Source organism: Bacillus sp. FJAT-47783 (assembly GCF_022808615.1).
Lineage (GTDB): Bacteria > Bacillota > Bacilli > Bacillales > Aeribacillaceae > Bacillus_BZ.
This window is the reverse complement of record NZ_JAKZKS010000025.1, coordinates 38,999-54,709: the sequence shown is the minus strand read 5'-3', so window position 1 is coordinate 54,709 and position 15,711 is coordinate 38,999. Positions and strand designations below refer to the sequence as shown.

13 protein-coding genes and 1 riboswitch are annotated in these 15,711 nt (G+C 38.5%); of the genes, 8 read left to right on the top strand and 5 right to left on the bottom strand.

What is annotated here, in order from left to right; all coding sequences use genetic code 11:
- From MLD65_RS15200 to MLD65_RS15190, 3 genes are all read right to left on the bottom strand, one after another.
- Nucleotides 1-629, bottom strand: a 629-nt coding sequence (locus tag MLD65_RS15200; RefSeq protein ID WP_243292708.1) for an NAD(P)/FAD-dependent oxidoreductase, incomplete at its 3' end; no start/stop codon positions are given.
- A 444-nt stretch (nt 630-1,073) separates the two neighbouring features.
- The gene (locus tag MLD65_RS15195) at nt 1,074-1,781 is read right to left on the bottom strand and encodes a GNAT family N-acetyltransferase (protein WP_243292707.1); all 708 of its coding nucleotides are present in this window, start codon (nt 1,779-1,781) and stop codon (nt 1,074-1,076) included.
- A gap of 13 nt (nt 1,782-1,794) precedes the next feature.
- Entirely contained in the window at nt 1,795-2,904 is a 1,110-nt protein-coding gene (locus MLD65_RS15190) for a mandelate racemase/muconate lactonizing enzyme family protein (protein WP_243292706.1), read from the bottom strand.
- A gap of 90 nt (nt 2,905-2,994) precedes the next feature.
- On the opposite strand from MLD65_RS15190, the gene MLD65_RS15185 reads away from it, so the two are divergent.
- A complete protein-coding gene (locus MLD65_RS15185) occupies nt 2,995-4,281 on the top strand; it encodes a transcriptional regulator (RefSeq protein ID WP_243292705.1) in 1,287 nt (428 codons plus the stop codon).
- Between the two features lie 18 nt (nt 4,282-4,299).
- Here the strand turns inward: MLD65_RS15185 and nhaC are convergent, their stop codons facing one another.
- The gene (gene nhaC / locus MLD65_RS15180) at nt 4,300-5,721 is read right to left on the bottom strand and encodes a Na+/H+ antiporter NhaC (protein ID WP_243292704.1); all 1,422 of its coding nucleotides are present in this window, start codon (nt 5,719-5,721) and stop codon (nt 4,300-4,302) included.
- A gap of 436 nt (nt 5,722-6,157) precedes the next feature.
- Here nhaC and MLD65_RS15175 point away from each other — a divergent pair, with 436 nt between their 5' ends.
- Nucleotides 6,158-7,264 (top strand): M20 peptidase aminoacylase family protein, encoded by a 1,107-nt coding sequence (locus MLD65_RS15175; protein ID WP_243292703.1) that lies wholly within the window; start codon nt 6,158-6,160, stop codon nt 7,262-7,264.
- Nucleotides 7,265-7,633: 369 nt separating this feature from the next.
- Here the strand turns inward: MLD65_RS15175 and MLD65_RS15170 are convergent, their stop codons facing one another.
- Nucleotides 7,634-8,122 carry a hypothetical protein gene (locus MLD65_RS15170; RefSeq protein ID WP_243292702.1) on the bottom strand — a complete coding sequence of 163 codons (489 nt, stop codon included), beginning with the start codon at nt 8,120-8,122 and terminating at the stop codon, nt 7,634-7,636.
- Nucleotides 8,123-8,630: 508 nt separating this feature from the next.
- A riboswitch (glycine riboswitch) is annotated at nt 8,631-8,733 on the top strand.
- Between the two features lie 144 nt (nt 8,734-8,877).
- Between MLD65_RS15170 and glyA the strand changes: the two genes are divergently transcribed.
- From glyA to purU, 6 genes are all read left to right on the top strand, one after another.
- Nucleotides 8,878-10,128, top strand: a complete 1,251-nt coding sequence (gene glyA / locus MLD65_RS15165; protein WP_243292701.1) for a serine hydroxymethyltransferase — start codon at nt 8,878-8,880, stop codon at nt 10,126-10,128.
- A 24-nt stretch (nt 10,129-10,152) separates the two neighbouring features.
- The gene (gcvT, locus tag MLD65_RS15160; protein ID WP_243292700.1) at nt 10,153-11,268 is read left to right on the top strand and encodes a glycine cleavage system aminomethyltransferase GcvT; all 1,116 of its coding nucleotides are present in this window, start codon (nt 10,153-10,155) and stop codon (nt 11,266-11,268) included.
- A gap of 78 nt (nt 11,269-11,346) precedes the next feature.
- Nucleotides 11,347-11,742 carry a glycine cleavage system protein GcvH gene (gene gcvH, locus MLD65_RS15155; protein ID WP_243292699.1) on the top strand — a complete coding sequence of 132 codons (396 nt, stop codon included), beginning with the start codon at nt 11,347-11,349 and terminating at the stop codon, nt 11,740-11,742.
- Between the two features lies 1 nt (nt 11,743).
- Nucleotides 11,744-13,096, top strand: a complete 1,353-nt coding sequence (gene gcvPA, locus MLD65_RS15150; protein WP_243292698.1) for an aminomethyl-transferring glycine dehydrogenase subunit GcvPA — start codon at nt 11,744-11,746, stop codon at nt 13,094-13,096.
- Nucleotides 13,089-14,579 carry an aminomethyl-transferring glycine dehydrogenase subunit GcvPB gene (gcvPB, locus tag MLD65_RS15145; RefSeq protein WP_243292697.1) on the top strand — a complete coding sequence of 497 codons (1,491 nt, stop codon included), beginning with the start codon at nt 13,089-13,091 and terminating at the stop codon, nt 14,577-14,579. The genes gcvPA and gcvPB overlap by 8 nt, the downstream gene beginning before the upstream one ends.
- A 142-nt stretch (nt 14,580-14,721) precedes the next feature.
- The gene (gene purU / locus MLD65_RS15140) at nt 14,722-15,615 is read left to right on the top strand and encodes a formyltetrahydrofolate deformylase (RefSeq protein ID WP_481748540.1); all 894 of its coding nucleotides are present in this window, start codon (nt 14,722-14,724) and stop codon (nt 15,613-15,615) included.
- The last annotated feature ends 96 nt before the right edge of the window (nt 15,616-15,711 follow it).

Below are 15,711 nucleotides of genomic sequence, written 5' to 3'. Positions count from 1 at the left end.
GCTCTTACAATATTATCGGGATAAGCAACGACAATATTCGCTTCTTTATCCGAGAATGGAAGTAAATATCCATATCCTTTTGGTGCGAAGCGATGATCGAGCCAAACCATCACGGTATACCGATCGAAATTTCCTTCAACAGTCGCTCCTGTTAAACAGGCTGTCGTATTTTTTTCATAGGGCTGTAATTTTTCAGTATATGCACCATCTCCTGTTGCCATAATGACATGAGAGTGTTCATGCAATAATTCTTCATACGTACAAGTAGAGTGGAAGTGAATAGGTGTTTGCAATTGATTGGCTAACTGCTGTTCAAACGATAGGTGGTGGCGACCACGAATATTGACAAAGCCAATGTGACCTTCAATTTTTGCCTGTTCATTTTCAGAAAAAATGTGTAGCGTCCGAATATGGGACACCGGCTTTATATTAATTTGATGTCTTTCCATAAAGAAATGAATCGGATCCGTTATCGGCCTCGTTAACACGTTCATAAAGGCTTCCGCATTAATAAAGCGATCGCCGACTTGACTTCTTTTTTCATAAATAACAGGGGTAATCCCGTTACGCTCCAATGTAATCGCACATGCTAAACCGGATAATCCTGCCCCCATAATCGCAACGTTCATAAATGACACCTCCAAACCTACATATACAAATAGTTATTGACATGAATGAACATAAATAATCAAGATTTATTGTTCAAAAAATCAACGAAAGTGCCCGTTTTCTTTAATGATCATATGAAAAGTCAAGAAACACAACGGTAAGCTTTGCAGCAGCTATTATGAATTTTCGTAAACTCTTAAAACTAGGTGACTAAATGTATAGGAACAAAGGAAAAATCTTTATAAAAATTAAAGGCGAGGAACTAAAGTATATTCGTGATTTCGAAAAATATCGTGAGTTACTTAAGGAAAGTTTAGGGTTAATGGATCGGGAATCCTCAAAAATTGAAATACAAAAATATTGATATATCGGTATTCTTAAACATGTAAAAGGGGCATCCAAGGTCGTATTGGACAGCCCCTCATTTGACTCTCATTTAGGTTTAAAAATAATCCTTTCGAAGACTACTTCACTTTCTTTCCATATCGAACCCAATACTCACCATCCCGATTTTCCATTTCAAATCCACGAAAGCCATCTGATAAAAGTGTCTGTTGACCAGTAAAGTCGTCCATCCGAAGTGTTGCAACGTCTGTCCAATCTATCTTTTCGTTTTTTAGCAGTTCTTTCACAAAAATATAACGCATTCTATCACCGTACTTTTCTTTTAATGCAGCAATTTCCATTCCTTGAGCAAATTTATCTTTTAAACTAGGAATATTAAATGGTGCGACAGTACAACAAACATAATTGTATTCGCATTTTGTTTGTTGTAACTGTTGCATAATGATTCCGGCTAATGTTTTTTGTAGGCGATTCCCGCGGTATGCTGGATGGACATTCGATATTTCTTGATAAATGACACGAGTTAATTCTTTAACACTTAATCCAATATCTAATCCTAAATGTTCTTCATCATCAATAGGGGGAACTAATAGTGCACGAAATGCAATAAGCTCACCTTCCACGAACGCTCCAATCATTAACCCGTTTCCTTTTAAAATATAGTGATATTCTTCGGAACTAAGTGGTTGCAACGTTTCTTTGTTTTCCAATGATTCAATGACCATTTCTTGCAAAGATAAAATTTGTTCTAAATGATCTAAAGACAATGGTTTGATCAAAAATGGTTTATCATTTTTCTGTAACCTTCCTTCATAAAGAATGTCCATGTTTCCTCCTCCCTTAACGAACAACATGTTGAAAAACAGTTAAATGTTGTAGTGTCTCTTCATCAACATCAACACCTAACCCAGGCTTTTCTGTTAAGCGAATAAAAGGGACATCGTAGTGTAGGTTGCCAATGTCTTTTGAAAACTTTAATGGACCTGTAAGTTCAACACTTGTAATCATTTTTTTCGAAAAAGCAACGTGGAAACCAGCAGCGGAAGCAACAGATGATTCAACCATTGATCCAACTTGACATTCGATGCCAGCCATTTCTGCTTGGTGTGCTAATTTAACAGCTGGATGGATTCCACCGCATTTCATTAATTTAATATTTACTTTATCAGCTGCTTGTTTTTGGATAATTTGACGCATTTCACGAGGGCCTTTCAATCCTTCGTCAATCATAAGCTGAATATCGGTCATGGATTTAATATAGGCCATTGCATCGATATCATCCGCTACAACTGGCTGTTCCAACCAATCAATGTCCAAATGACGAAGGGAGCGTAATGCACGTAATGTTGTAGCGCTATTTTTCCAACCTTGGTTTACATCAACACGAATCGCAACATCATTTCCTACCCGTTCACGGACTGCTTGAATTCGTTTCACATCTTTTTTGACATCTGTTCCGACTTTCATTTTAAACGACTGGTATCCTTTCTTGATCATTAAAGCCGCTTCTTCTGCCATCTCTTCTGGTTCAGCAATGCTTAACACGTGTGTAATTGGGAATTCTTCATGGTAGCGTCCCCCAATTAATTGGTAAATTGGCTGATTCAGCTTTTTGCCCATTACATCAAAGCAAGCGATATCAATGGCCGCCTTAGCTGAAGGATTTCCGTAAACGGTTTGGTTCATTTTCTCATGTATTTTTTCTATGTTCATTGGATTTTCTCCAAGTAAAACTGGAGCCAATGTGTGTTTAATAGTAGAGAAGATGCCTTCCCACGTCTCACCTGTTACGTGCTCATCAGCAACGGCTTCACCATAACCGACAATTCCCTCATCTGTTTCGAGTTTGACAATAACTGAAGGCATATCATCATAAGCATGGTAACTCACAATAAATGGTTGATGTAGTGGTAAACGAATCGCATAAAGATGAATAGCTGTAATTTTCATGAATTTGTCCCCTTTCAGTTTACAAATATTTTTCGTTTTTGATATAGTTGACGTTAAATAGTCGTTAAATACTTATAAGGAGCTATAACAATGATGATAAAAATTGCCGTTATTGGTTCAACAGATTTTATTGATCATCTATTGTCTGTGACGAAGCAAATGGAAGGAATCGAAATAGACCCTTATTTTTATACGTATCCACAGGAAGCTGCTGAACTCATTAAACATTTAAAGCCATGTGATGTTGTCTTTTTCTCAGGTGCATTGCCTTATTATTTTGCGAAAGAAATGAGAGAACGATTAGCCATTCCAACCGTTTACTTGCAGCAAGATGAAATGGCGGTAGCCTCTTCACTTCTTTCTATTATATACCATCAAAACATTCAGCCCGAAAGAATTTCAATCGATTTAGTCGATTCTTCCTTTGTCAAAAATGTATTGATGGATACTGGTATTAGCAGCCTTCCACACGTCATGGATTATAAAGACATGTTGAAAAATAAGTTTGAAATAAAAGAACTTGTTGATTTTCATCATCATCTTTTTCGCACAGGAGCCGTTGATATCGCCTTAACAAGTGTTCATGCCGTATATGATAAACTACAAGAGCTTGGAGTTCCATCACAACGAATGCTTGATCCATCAAAAGCAATTATTCGTGGTTTGCAAGATGCAAAAGCAAAAGCGGAATTGGCGAAAAGTCACTCTGCTACTGTTGCAGCTTGTTTCGTATCGTTTTTAATGACAAACGAAGCTCCAACCGAACTACTCGAGATTTTTGCCCGTGGAATCCACAGTTCTTTCCGGCAAGTAGATGAAAAATCCTATATTCTCTATACAACGCGTGGTGATATAGAGGCGATCATGAAATCAAACACACTTCAAAGTTTCCTATTCAATTGGCAAGGATCTGTTGCAATTGGGTTTGGATACGGTGCGACTGCAACAGAAGCTGAACAAAATGCAAAAATTGCGCAAAGCTTTGCAGCCAATCATAAAACGGAAAGCTGTTGCTATCTTTTAACTGCAGAAAAAGAATTGATTGGACCATTTCCAAAAGAAACTAAAGTGCAAAGTCTAAAAAATGATCATCCAGAACTGCTAAAAATAGCTAAAGAAACAAAGCTCAGTCCTGCGAATCTATCAAAAATTCTTCAATTTAGCAAGTTTCATCATTCGCTTCAATTTACAGCAGCAGATCTTTCCGATTATTTACAAGTTACAAGGCGAACAACTGAACGAATCTTAAAAAAATTAGTCGATCATGGATATGCAAACATTTGTGGCGAAGAAATGCCCTATCAACAAGGACGTCCTCGTGCCATTTATGAGCTTAAGCTTCCGATATATCCTTGGAAAGAAGGAACGTTCATGTGAGCGAACGTTCCTTCTTTTTTAAGCGTTCAAGGTTGTTTCTTCTTCTTTCTTCAATGCCATAATTTCTGTTTCTGAAAGTTTTGTAATGCTATATCCAGTTAAGGCGTAAAGAATGGAAATCACCGGTACGGCAAAGTTAAGTACCGCATATGGAGCGTATTCAAGGGCGCTTACACCAAGTGTTCCAAAAATAAATACACCACATGTATTCCAAGGGATAAAGACGGATGTTAACGTTCCGCCATCCTCTAATGCTCTCGACAAGTTTTTCGAGTGAAGGCCTTTTTCTCTATAAGCCTTTGCATACATTCGCGAAGGAATAACGATGGAAATATATTGTTCAGAACATGTTAAATTTGTGCCAAAACAAGAGAAAATAGTAGATATGATAAGACCTTTAGCCGACTTCGCAAGCTGTAAAATCTTATTTACAATAGCATGCAACATACCCGTATGCTCTAATACACCACCAAATGTCATGGCGACAATGGTCATGGAAACCGTATACATCATCGAGTCTAAACCACCACGATTAAATAAGTTATCAACCATTTCGTTTCCTGTATCAATGACAAACCCTGATTGTAAAGCGCCTACTGCTTCTGCAACAGAACCGCCTTGAACGAAAACTTGTGATAAAAACCCTAGAACAATTCCGACGATGAGAGCAGGAATGGCTGGCACTTTTTTGGCAACTAACACGATAACTAATAAAGGAATAATTAACAATAGAGGTGAAATAAAAAAGCTCTCTTGTAATACGTGCATTGTATGTTCGATATCCGTTGTATCCACACCGCTTTTGCCAAAATTCCTTCCTAAGAAGAAATATACAACTAACGCAATGATTAAGCCTGGAATCGTTGTATAAAACATGTGGCGAATATGTTCAAATAAATCGGTTTTTGTTAAGCCAGATGCTAAGTTTGTTGTATCTGAAAGCGGTGACATTTTATCCCCGAAATAAGCACCGGAAATAATCGCACCTGCAACCATTGGTGCTGGAATACCCATACTAAGTCCAATTCCCATACCAGCTACACCAATTGTTCCCATTGTAGACCATGAACTTCCAATGGCGATCGCAACGATGGCGCAAATAATCGTGATGGAAACTAAAAATAAGGATGGTGTCAATATTTTTAGCCCGTAATAAATCATCGTAGCAACAATACCGCCACCAATCCAAGAGCCAATCGTTAAGCCGACAAGAATAATAATGACGATAGCTGGAAGTGCAAGACGAATTCCTTTATACATTGCCTCTTCGATCTCTTTCCACTTATATCCTGACCGCCAAGCAACTAAGGCTCCAACGGTTGTACCAATAATTAGTGGAATATGTGGGCCTTGTTCCAGAACAACAATGGCGATAGCCATGACAATAATTGTGACCAAAACTGGAATAATGGCCATCCTAAATGACATTTCTTTCTTCATATGATCCCCCTAACCATTATTTGTTTGATAATTTGAAATTGTCGTAAAATAGACGTTATTAAAATGATAATAAACGTTTTTACTCCGATTCGTCAATATGGTATCAATTTCAGTTCCACATCATAAGGAACACTTCAAACAATAAAATTGAAGTATTGTAGGTGGTTTAATATAACTATGCTACTAAAATAACACTCATTATCAAAATAATTGGTTAGGAACTATGTACAATGTATTTACTGTAGATCATTTGGAAAGAACACTTGACAATTGAATGAATATTCAATATGGTTTAAAAAACATAAGGTGTAAAGAACTAAAGTTAATTAACGACTATTTAACAACGGGGTTTAAGTTTATCTACGAATTTAGCAAAAATATAACCCTATTTTCTAAATCATATTTGTCCGAGACAGTGAAGAGGGGTGGGTAAAAAATGAAAGATATTAATCTTCGGGAGCGTTTGCATGAACTTTTTCAATACTTACATGAACATCCTGAAACGAGCTGGAATGAATATAATACAACAGCGTATATTTCTAGATTTCTAGAAAATGAAGGCGTTTCTTATAAAGTGTTTGATGATTGTCCCGGAGTTGTGGCGGAAATTGGAAGTGGGAAACCTGTTATCGCCATTCGTGCTGATATGGATGCACTGTGGCAAGAGGTAGATGGCGAGTTTAAAGCGAATCATTCTTGTGGTCATGATGCCCATATGACAATTGTAATGGGGCTTATTTTACAATTGAAAAATGCTGAATGGTCAAAGGGCACTGTACGATTTATTTTCCAGCCAGCGGAAGAAAAAGGGAGTGGGGCTGTGAAAATGGTGGAAAAAGGCACTGTCGATGATGCTGATTATTTATTTGGCGTTCATTTACGTCCAATTGAAGAATTACCTTTAAAACAAGCAGCACCATCCATTCGCCACGGTGCGGCAGATTTTTTAGTTGCTCATATATACGGACCGGATGCCCATGGAGCTCGGCCACACCAAGGTGTAAATGCCATTGATGTTATTTCTACTATTAATATTGGCTTGAAAAATATATGGCTTTCCCCGCAGCAATCGTATTCCGTTAAAATGACAAAATGCCAAGCGGGTGGGGAAAACCTCAATATTATTCCTGGGAATGGCCAGTTTGCCTTAGATGTTAGAGCGGAAAGTAATTCTTTATTAGAGGAGCTAAAGGAAAAGATAGAAAATGTTATTCAAAGTGCTGAATCAATGGGTGTAGAGATTACCTATAAATGGACAGATTTTACGCCAGGAGCAGAAGTTTCGGATGAGGCGGAAGGGCTACTGCGAAAAGGGATCGTTCAAACATTCGGTGAAAGTGGTTGTACGGCACCGCTTGTTACATCAGGGAGTGATGACTTTCATTTTTACACGATTGAAAAGCCGCACTTAAAAGCGGCGATGTTAGGACTCGGTGCTAACTTAAAACCAGGGTTACACCATCCACATATGACCTTTGATCATTCCTGTTTAGCAGATGGCGTGCAAATTTTGAAAAATACGGTTTTAGAAACATTAAGATAATATTAACCCCCTCATACTAGTTGTGTGAGGGAGTTTTTAATTTATCCTACTCTTAACGGGCAGTAAGCTCCCCCCACCTCAAGATTCTGTAGGGTACTGTCCGTAAAGGTCCAAAAATAAAGAACACAGACTAAGAGCGCCACGTCTGTGTAACCCACATCCTGTTGGTCACAAGGGCCTTTAGGTCATCCCGTAGGGACTAACATTTTAGTGGGGATGAAAAAACTCCCCATTGAATGAAGTTTCACTGTAATACAAAAAGACGTAGTTCATTCATTTTTTAGAAAAGAGAGAGTGTTTAGTTTAATAATCTATTATTGTTACTAGTAACTAGCGTATTGTTAAAGAGGCATTCTTCTAAAGAAGTCTCTACCTTCTTTGAGATCGTTGGATGATCTCGTTTCGGTCAAAATCTTCTAAAGATGAATCTGGCGCAACATGAATAAACTCTTCACCATTATGATATTCGGAATGATGTTGTCTCCCTAATGACTTATATCTTATATGAAGTTCTTCTAAAAATTCAGGTGTTTCTTCTTCTGAAGATGACTGCTTCATGCCATATAACCAAGTCTCAAGTTTATAAGTTCCTCTTTCGATAATTTGACACAAATCTTCAAGGGATTGGATTAACTCAGTGAGACAATCTAGTCCGTTCCTTAGCATGACAAGACCGTTATCTCTTGCCTTTTGAACAGAGTGTTCTAATCTGTACGAATTATCCTTGTACTGAAATTCAATATAACACCTGCTGCGATCGTAATTGAAAGTATAATCTTCAATTTTTAGACGCTTCATAATCCGTAGAAGTCTTCTTTCACACGTTTCCTGCTCTTTATATGGCTTCCATTTGAACATGTCATTCACCTTCCTTATATTCAATTTACCTAGTTTCGTAGCTATTCACTTAATACGTGAATTCTACAAAATAAACACTTTCCCTTTTATAATCGTTTTACATTTGTCGACTTATTTTGTGAAATAAACGATAAAGGATTACATAAAAAACATAATATTCCTGCTCTCCATTAAGAAAAAGAGTGTATTTGAATAATAAAAGAAGGTATTTATCTAAATTTGTAACATATTGTCGATAAAAAATTTACTTACACTGAGTAGAGTAGCTAAAACGGATGACACAAGACCTAGATGACGACAATGATCATAGAATAACAGTTTCGAAAACCAATGTTATCGTTTACAAAAAAATCTTGACATCCATAATTTTAATTATTATTCTAAATTTAATGAAAATTCAATATAAGCGGATGACGGTTGTGAGAGAGTGCAATGCAACAAGCCACCGAAGGAGCAAGTTCCAAAAAGACCCTTGGAACAAATCTCTCAGGTAGATGGAATCACAACGGGACGCAACTCTGGAGAGCGCGTACATAGTAGTACGCCACCAAAGGGGAAGACTTTATGAATAATAGAGTTAAACTCTCAGGTAAAAGGACAGAGAAGGGGGAGAACGCTACCCTTTTCTGTCCTTTTTGGCGTGCAGAAAAAGGTAGCAAGGCATACGTTTTTCTTAGAAAAGAACGTTTGTTGTGAAAGGGTTTTACTGTTTTAGCTATACGAAAATTTTAGTTTGAGTTCAAGGGGGAGTTGAAATGAGTTTACGGCAAAATGATCCAGCCATTTTTAAAGCCATTGAAAAGGAAAAGCATCGCCAACATCAAACACTTGAGTTAATTGCATCAGAAAATTTTGTAAGCCAAGACGTGTTAGAAGCAATGGGAAGTGAAATGACCAATAAATATGCAGAAGGTTATCCAAGGAAGCGTTATTACGGTGGATGCGAATTTGTCGATGTGGCAGAACAATTAGCGATAGAGCGCCTAACCAAGCTGTTTGGTGCTAAATATGCAAATGTTCAGCCTCACTCAGGTGCTCAAGCCAATCTCGCTGTTTTTTACGCGCTGCTTCAGCCTGGGGATAAAGTGATGGGAATGAATCTTTCCCATGGAGGACATTTAACTCATGGAAGCCCTGTCAGCATTTCAGGAAAATGGTTTGACATTGTTTCTTATGGTGTAAGAGAAGGCACTCACTTGATTGACTATGATGAGCTAGAAGCCATCGCGAAAAAAGAAAAACCGAAATTGATTATTGCAGGAGCAAGTGCTTATCCAAGAACAATTAATTTTGAACACTTTAAGGAAATTGCAGATCAAGTTGGTGCGAAGTTAATGGTAGACATGGCTCACATTGCAGGGCTTGTTGCAGCGGGTCTACATCCATCACCAATCCCTTATGCAGATGTTGTGACAAGTACTACTCATAAAACATTGAGAGGACCACGTGGCGGTATCATTTTAACAAACGATGAAGAAATGATGAAAGCAGTCAATAAAGCGGTGTTCCCGGGAATTCAAGGCGGTCCACTTATGCATATCATTGCAGCCAAAGCGGTTGCTTTCAACGAAGCATTACAGCCAAGTTTTAAGACTTATGCAGAACAAATCATTAAAAATGCGGCAACACTTGGTGAAACGTTAAAGAAAGAAGGTGCGACTCTTGTCTCCGGAGGAACTGACAACCACCTTGTTCTATTAGATGTTCGTCCGTGGAACTTAACAGGAAAAGAAGCAGAGAAATTATTAGAAGAAGCGGGTATTACCGTTAATAAAAACACGATTCCATATGACCCTGAAAGCCCGTTTGTCACAAGCGGAATTCGCATGGGAACAGCGGCCTTAACAACTCGTGGCATGAAGCAGAATGAAATGGTGAAAATTGGGGAAGTGATTGCTTCTGTTCTGAAGAGCAAAGGAGATAAAAACGTTCTTGAACGAGTAAAAGATACTACGAAAGCCATTTGCACGGCATATCCGTTATTTCAACAGTCAATCACAGTGTAAGAAATCTTATTCGGAGGTGTATCAATGGGTACAGAAACAGTATTAAAGAGAACTCCACTTTTTGAAGTGTATAAAAAATACGGAGCAAAGGTCATTGATTTTGGTGGTTGGGAGCTTCCGGTACAATTTTCAAGCATTTTAGAAGAGCATGAGGCTGTCCGAAAAGAAGCAGGACTCTTTGATGTCTCTCATATGGGGGAAGTGCTTGTTGAAGGAAAAGACGCAGAAACTTATATGAACTACCTTGTTACAAACGATGTAACAAAGCTTCGTATCCATCAAGCCCAGTATACAGCGATGTGTTATCCAGACGGTGGAACGGTCGATGACTTACTTGTTTACAAGTTAGCGAATGAAAAGTATTTACTCGTGATTAACGCAGCAAACATTGAGAAAGATTACGAGTGGATGAAGCAGCATGTAAAAGGAGACGTAACGCTTCAAAATATTTCAAGCGACATTGCACAGCTAGCCATCCAAGGTCCAAAGGCAGAAAGGATTTTACAAAAGTTAACGGAAATAAACTTAAACGAAATTGGCTTTTTCCACTTTGCTCAACATGTCAATCTTGATGGCATTACAGACGTTCTCGTATCCCGTACAGGATACACAGGGGAGGACGGCTTTGAGCTTTATTTAGCAGCGGATAAGGCGGAAGCCCTTTGGGAGAAGCTTCTAGAAGTAGGAAAAGAAGATGGACTAAAACCATGTGGACTGGGTGCACGTGATACTCTTCGCTTTGAAGCACGTCTTGCTCTGTATGGCCAAGAGCTCACAAGCGACATCAGTCCGCTTAAAGCCGGAATAGGCTTTGCTGTTAAGACGAACAAAGAAAGTGATTTTATTGGTAAAGCAGCCCTAGCAAAAGAAAAAGCAGTAGGGCTAAAACAAAAATTAGTTGGCATTGAAGTAACGGGAAGAGGTATTCCTCGTCACGGTTACAAAGTGTTTACACCGTGGGAAGAAGAAATCGGCTTTATTACATCTGGAACCCATTCACCTTCTCTAAAGAAAAGCCTAGGTCTTGCTCTCATATCCGCAGAACATGCTGAGGTGGGAACTGAGCTGAAAGTTGAAATTCGTAATAAAAAGATTGACGCTGTGGTTGTTAAAACACCTTTTTATAAAAAGAGTTCGTAACACTTTTTATAAGGGGATAGGGAGAGCAATTCGCAGTCCCTTCCAATGTAAAAACTAAATGTGAAAGGAAGTATACAAATGACAAAAGTAACAGCCAATTTATTATATAGCAAGGAACATGAGTGGGTATTACATTTAGAAGGAAGTCGAGTACGAATTGGAATTTCTGATTATGCACAAAAACAGTTAGGGGATATTGTCTTTGTTGAAAACCCGGACGTGGATGATGACGTAACAGCTAATGAATCAATGGGATCAATCGAGTCTGTTAAAGCAGTTTCTGATCTCTACTCTCCTGTATCAGGTAAGGTTGTCCGTGTAAACGAGGAGTTAGAAGATGCTCCTGAGACGATTAACGAACAACCATATGGAACTGGTTGGTTAATAGAAGTGGAATTATCCAATCTAGAAGAGTTAGAGTCGCTTCTAAATGAAGATGAGTACAAAGCATTGATTCATGAAGGAGAGGAATAAAATGACCAATACTTATAGATACCTTCCTGATACGAAACAAGACCAAGAGGAAATGCTCGAATTTTTAAATATTTCTTCTATAGAAGAGTTATTTGAAGACATTCCATCTGACATTCGTTTAGATGGTGAGCTAGACATTCCAAACGCAGTACCTGAGTCGCTTCTTTTGAAAAAAATGCAACAGCTTTCTTCACAAAATAAAAACGCGAATAAATACCCGGTTTTTCTAGGTGCGGGTACCTATGATCACTACATTCCAAGTGTAGTTGATCATATGATTTCACGTTCTGAATTTTATACAGCTTATACACCGTATCAACCAGAAATCAGTCAAGGTGAGCTACAAGCTATTTTTGAGTTCCAAAGCATGGTTTGTGAGCTGACAGGAATGGATGTGGCCAATTCTTCGATGTACGATGGCTTTACATCACTTGCAGAAGCTGCGTCACTTGCCGTTGCCTCAACGAAACGTTCAAAGGTGCTTATATCTAAGGCGGTTCATCCTGAATCCCGTGCAATTATAAAGCCAGTTGCAGCAGGTCAAAGGTACAGTGTTGAAGAAGTAGACCTCGCTACCGATGTTACTGATTTGGTGAAATTACAAGAACAAATTGGTAAAGATACGGCTGCGGTAATCGTTCAATACCCGAACTTCTTCGGTTCTATTGAAGATTTAGCTGAAATGAAGAAGATAGCAGAAGAAAACGGAGCACTGTTAATTGTAAGTGCGAATCCACTTGCACTAGCGCTGTTACAAGCACCAGGGAAACTTGGGGCAGACATTGTCATCGGTGATATGCAGCCATTAGGAATACCAATGGCCTTTGGCGGTCCACACTGCGGTTATTTTGCGGTTCATAAAAAATATATGCGTAAAATTCCAGGACGCATTGTAGGACAAACGAAAGATGAACAAGGAAAACGTGGATTTGTGTTAACATTGCAAGCACGTGAACAGCATATTCGCCGTGATAAAGCGACATCCAATATTTGTTCCAACCAAGCATTAAATGCTCTTGCTTCTTCTATTTGTATGACAGCACTTGGAAAGCAAGGAATTCGTCATATGGCACAGCTGAATTTTGAGAAGGCTGATTACATGGCAAAACGTTTACAAGAAAAAGGATTTACGATTAAGAATCAATCGCCATTCTTTAATGAATTTGTTGTGGAGCTTCCTCGTCCGGTAAAAGATGTGAATGAAAGGGTTCTAGAGGCTGGGATCATCGGTGGGTATGATTTAGGAATTGATTACGGTTTTGATAAGCAAATGCTCATTGCCGTAACAGAACAACGAACAAAAGAAGAGATTGACCAATTTGTAAAAGTATTGGAGGACGTTGTATATGGTTGAATATAATGATTTGATTTTTGAAATCAGCCGTCTAGGCCGTATCGGATCAAGCCTTCCAGAAAGTGATGTTGACACAGTCAATTTAGAAGATAAACTTCCGAAGCATTTAATTCGTGATGAAGCAGCAGAGCTTCCGGAAGTATCAGAACTTCAGCTTGTGCGCCATTATACAGCACTTTCTAATAAAAACCATGGCATTGATAATGGTTTTTATCCACTTGGCTCTTGTACGATGAAATATAATCCAAAAATTAACGAAGGTGTTGCTCGTTTAGATGGCTTTAGTCGCATTCATCCTTACCAGCCAATAGAAACGGTTCAAGGAGCATTGGAGCTTTTATATAGTTTACAAGAAGAGTTAGCTGTTATCACGGGCATGGATGCTGTAACGTTACAGCCATCTGCAGGGGCCCAAGGAGAATGGACCGGTTTAATGATGGTGAAAGCATACCTTGAGCAAAAAGGAGAAAAAAGAACAAAGGTATTGGTTCCGGATTCAGCGCACGGTACAAACCCTGCCAGTGCAACCGTTGCCGGATTTGAAACGGTCACAATTCCATCCAATGATAATGGTTTAGTCGACTTAGAGGAATTAAAGAAGTTTGTTGATAGCGATACAGCCGCATTGATGTTAACAAATCCCAATACATTAGGATTATTTGAAAAAGAAATTGTGGAAATTGCAAATGTTATCCATGAAGCAGGCGGATTGCTGTACTATGATGGTGCAAATTCAAATGCGATTTTAGGGAAAACAACTCCAGGGAAAATGGGCTTTGACATCGTACATTTAAATCTTCATAAGACTTTTACTGGACCGCATGGAGGCGGTGGTCCTGGTGCTGGTCCAGTAGGTGTAAAAGAGAAACTAATTCCATATCTACCAGTACCTCGCGTTGAAAAAGACGGTGACAAATATGTATTAAATTCTAATTATCCACTATCAATCGGTCGTGTAAAAGGATATTACGGAAATTTTAGTATTTTGGTTCGTGCATACACTTATATTCGTACGATGGGACCTGTTGGATTACGTCAAGTATCAGAAAGTGCAGTGCTTCATGCGAATTACCTTCGGAAAAAGCTTGAGCCATATTTTGATGCACCGTATTCACAAGTTTGTAAGCATGAATTTGTTTTATCTGGGTCAAGACAGAAAAAACTAGGCGTTCGAACACTCGATATGGCAAAACGTCTGCTTGATTTCGGCTACCATCCACCGACGATCTACTTCCCGTTAAATGTAGAGGAGTGTTTGATGATTGAGCCGACCGAAACAGAGTCAAAGGAAACGCTTGATGCATTTAGTGATGCGATGATACAAATTGCTAAAGAAGTGGAAGAAAACCCAGGTATCGTATTAGATGCACCACATACAACGGTCATTGGCCGATTAGATGAAGTGCAAGCAGCAAGAAAACCTATCTTGCGTTATACAAAAGAGGAAACAGCAGAGAAAGAAAAAGAAATCGTAAAAGGATAAAATGAAGCTTCCATCGGTGTGGAGTGAGCATCTCTTCACTGATAGTTAGTTGTGGTCGTTACGTGTTTCATTGTGAGGATGAACCGACCTCAAGATGTATTAAGACTGGGGCATGTTATTCCCCTTAAATGCAAAAATAAACATGTTAAAGAATGGGGGAAGGGGTTTGGATACGAAAGTAAATCATAAACGTGTTAAATTATTAATTTCATGTCCAGATAAGCCTGGTATTATTTCAACTGTAACTAACTTTTTATTAGAACACAAAGCGAATATTGTCCACTTTGATCAACATACAACTGATCCACAAGCAGGCATATTCTTTATGCGAATCGAGTTTGATTTAGAAGACTTCGATTCCTTGTTTGAAAAAATTGAACAAGATCTAAACGTATTAGCAGAGAAGTATGCATTAGATTGGAAGTTGAGCAGCAAAAGACAAAAAAAGCGAATGGCCATCTTTGTTTCTAAAGCAGATCACGCCCTTATGGAACTAATTTGGCGTTGGAAGTCCAAGGAAATTGAAGCTGAAATTCCGATGGTAATTAGTAATCATGCTGACTTAAAAGACGTAGTTGAGGCTTATGGCATTCCTTATTATCATATTCCAATATCTAAAGATACAAAAGATGATGCGGAACAAAAGGCATTAGAACTAATGAAAGGGAAAGTAGACTTTATTGTACTGGCAAGGTATATGCAAATTCTTTCCCCTAATTTTATATCTAACTATCCGAATCAAATTATTAACATCCATCATTCTTTTTTACCAGCGTTTGTTGGAGCTAATCCGTATGTGAGAGCATTTAATCGCGGAGTGAAGTTAATTGGAGCAACTGCACACTATGTCACCAATGATCTTGATGAAGGCCCCATTATTGAACAAGATGTACAGAGGATTAATCATCGCTATACAGCAGAAGATTTAAAGATTGCCGGCCGGCATGTGGAAAGAAAGGTTCTCGCCAAAGCTGTTTCCTGGCATGTTGACGATAAAGTAATTGTTCATGGGAATAAAACGATCGTATTTGCATGAGTTGATTTCATAATGCGATTCCATACAAAAGTGACTTTATGAAGCAAGTAGTTTAACGTTTTATTCCTTAAGCGCTCAGAAAAAATAGAGCTTCGT

Excerpts from the sequence above, each read along its gene's own strand:
- MLD65_RS15195 (WP_243292707.1), bottom strand. The coding sequence starts at position 1,781 with ATGGACATTCTTTATGAAGGAAGGTTACAGAAAAATGATAAACCATTT.
- MLD65_RS15190 (WP_243292706.1), bottom strand. The coding sequence starts at position 2,904 with ATGAAAATTACAGCTATTCATCTTTATGCGATTCGTTTACCACTACAT.
- MLD65_RS15185 (WP_243292705.1), top strand. The coding sequence starts at position 2,995 with ATGATGATAAAAATTGCCGTTATTGGTTCAACAGATTTTATTGATCAT.
- nhaC (WP_243292704.1), bottom strand. The coding sequence starts at position 5,721 with ATGAAGAAAGAAATGTCATTTAGGATGGCCATTATTCCAGTTTTGGTC.
- MLD65_RS15175 (WP_243292703.1), top strand. The coding sequence starts at position 6,158 with ATGAAAGATATTAATCTTCGGGAGCGTTTGCATGAACTTTTTCAATAC.
- MLD65_RS15170 (WP_243292702.1), bottom strand. The coding sequence starts at position 8,122 with ATGTTCAAATGGAAGCCATATAAAGAGCAGGAAACGTGTGAAAGAAGA.
- glyA (WP_243292701.1), top strand. The coding sequence starts at position 8,878 with ATGAGTTTACGGCAAAATGATCCAGCCATTTTTAAAGCCATTGAAAAG.
- gcvT (WP_243292700.1), top strand. The coding sequence starts at position 10,153 with ATGGGTACAGAAACAGTATTAAAGAGAACTCCACTTTTTGAAGTGTAT.
- gcvH (WP_243292699.1), top strand. The coding sequence starts at position 11,347 with ATGACAAAAGTAACAGCCAATTTATTATATAGCAAGGAACATGAGTGG.
- gcvPA (WP_243292698.1), top strand. The coding sequence starts at position 11,744 with ATGACCAATACTTATAGATACCTTCCTGATACGAAACAAGACCAAGAG.
- gcvPB (WP_243292697.1), top strand. The coding sequence starts at position 13,089 with ATGGTTGAATATAATGATTTGATTTTTGAAATCAGCCGTCTAGGCCGT.
- purU (WP_481748540.1), top strand. The coding sequence starts at position 14,722 with ATGTTAAAGAATGGGGGAAGGGGTTTGGATACGAAAGTAAATCATAAA.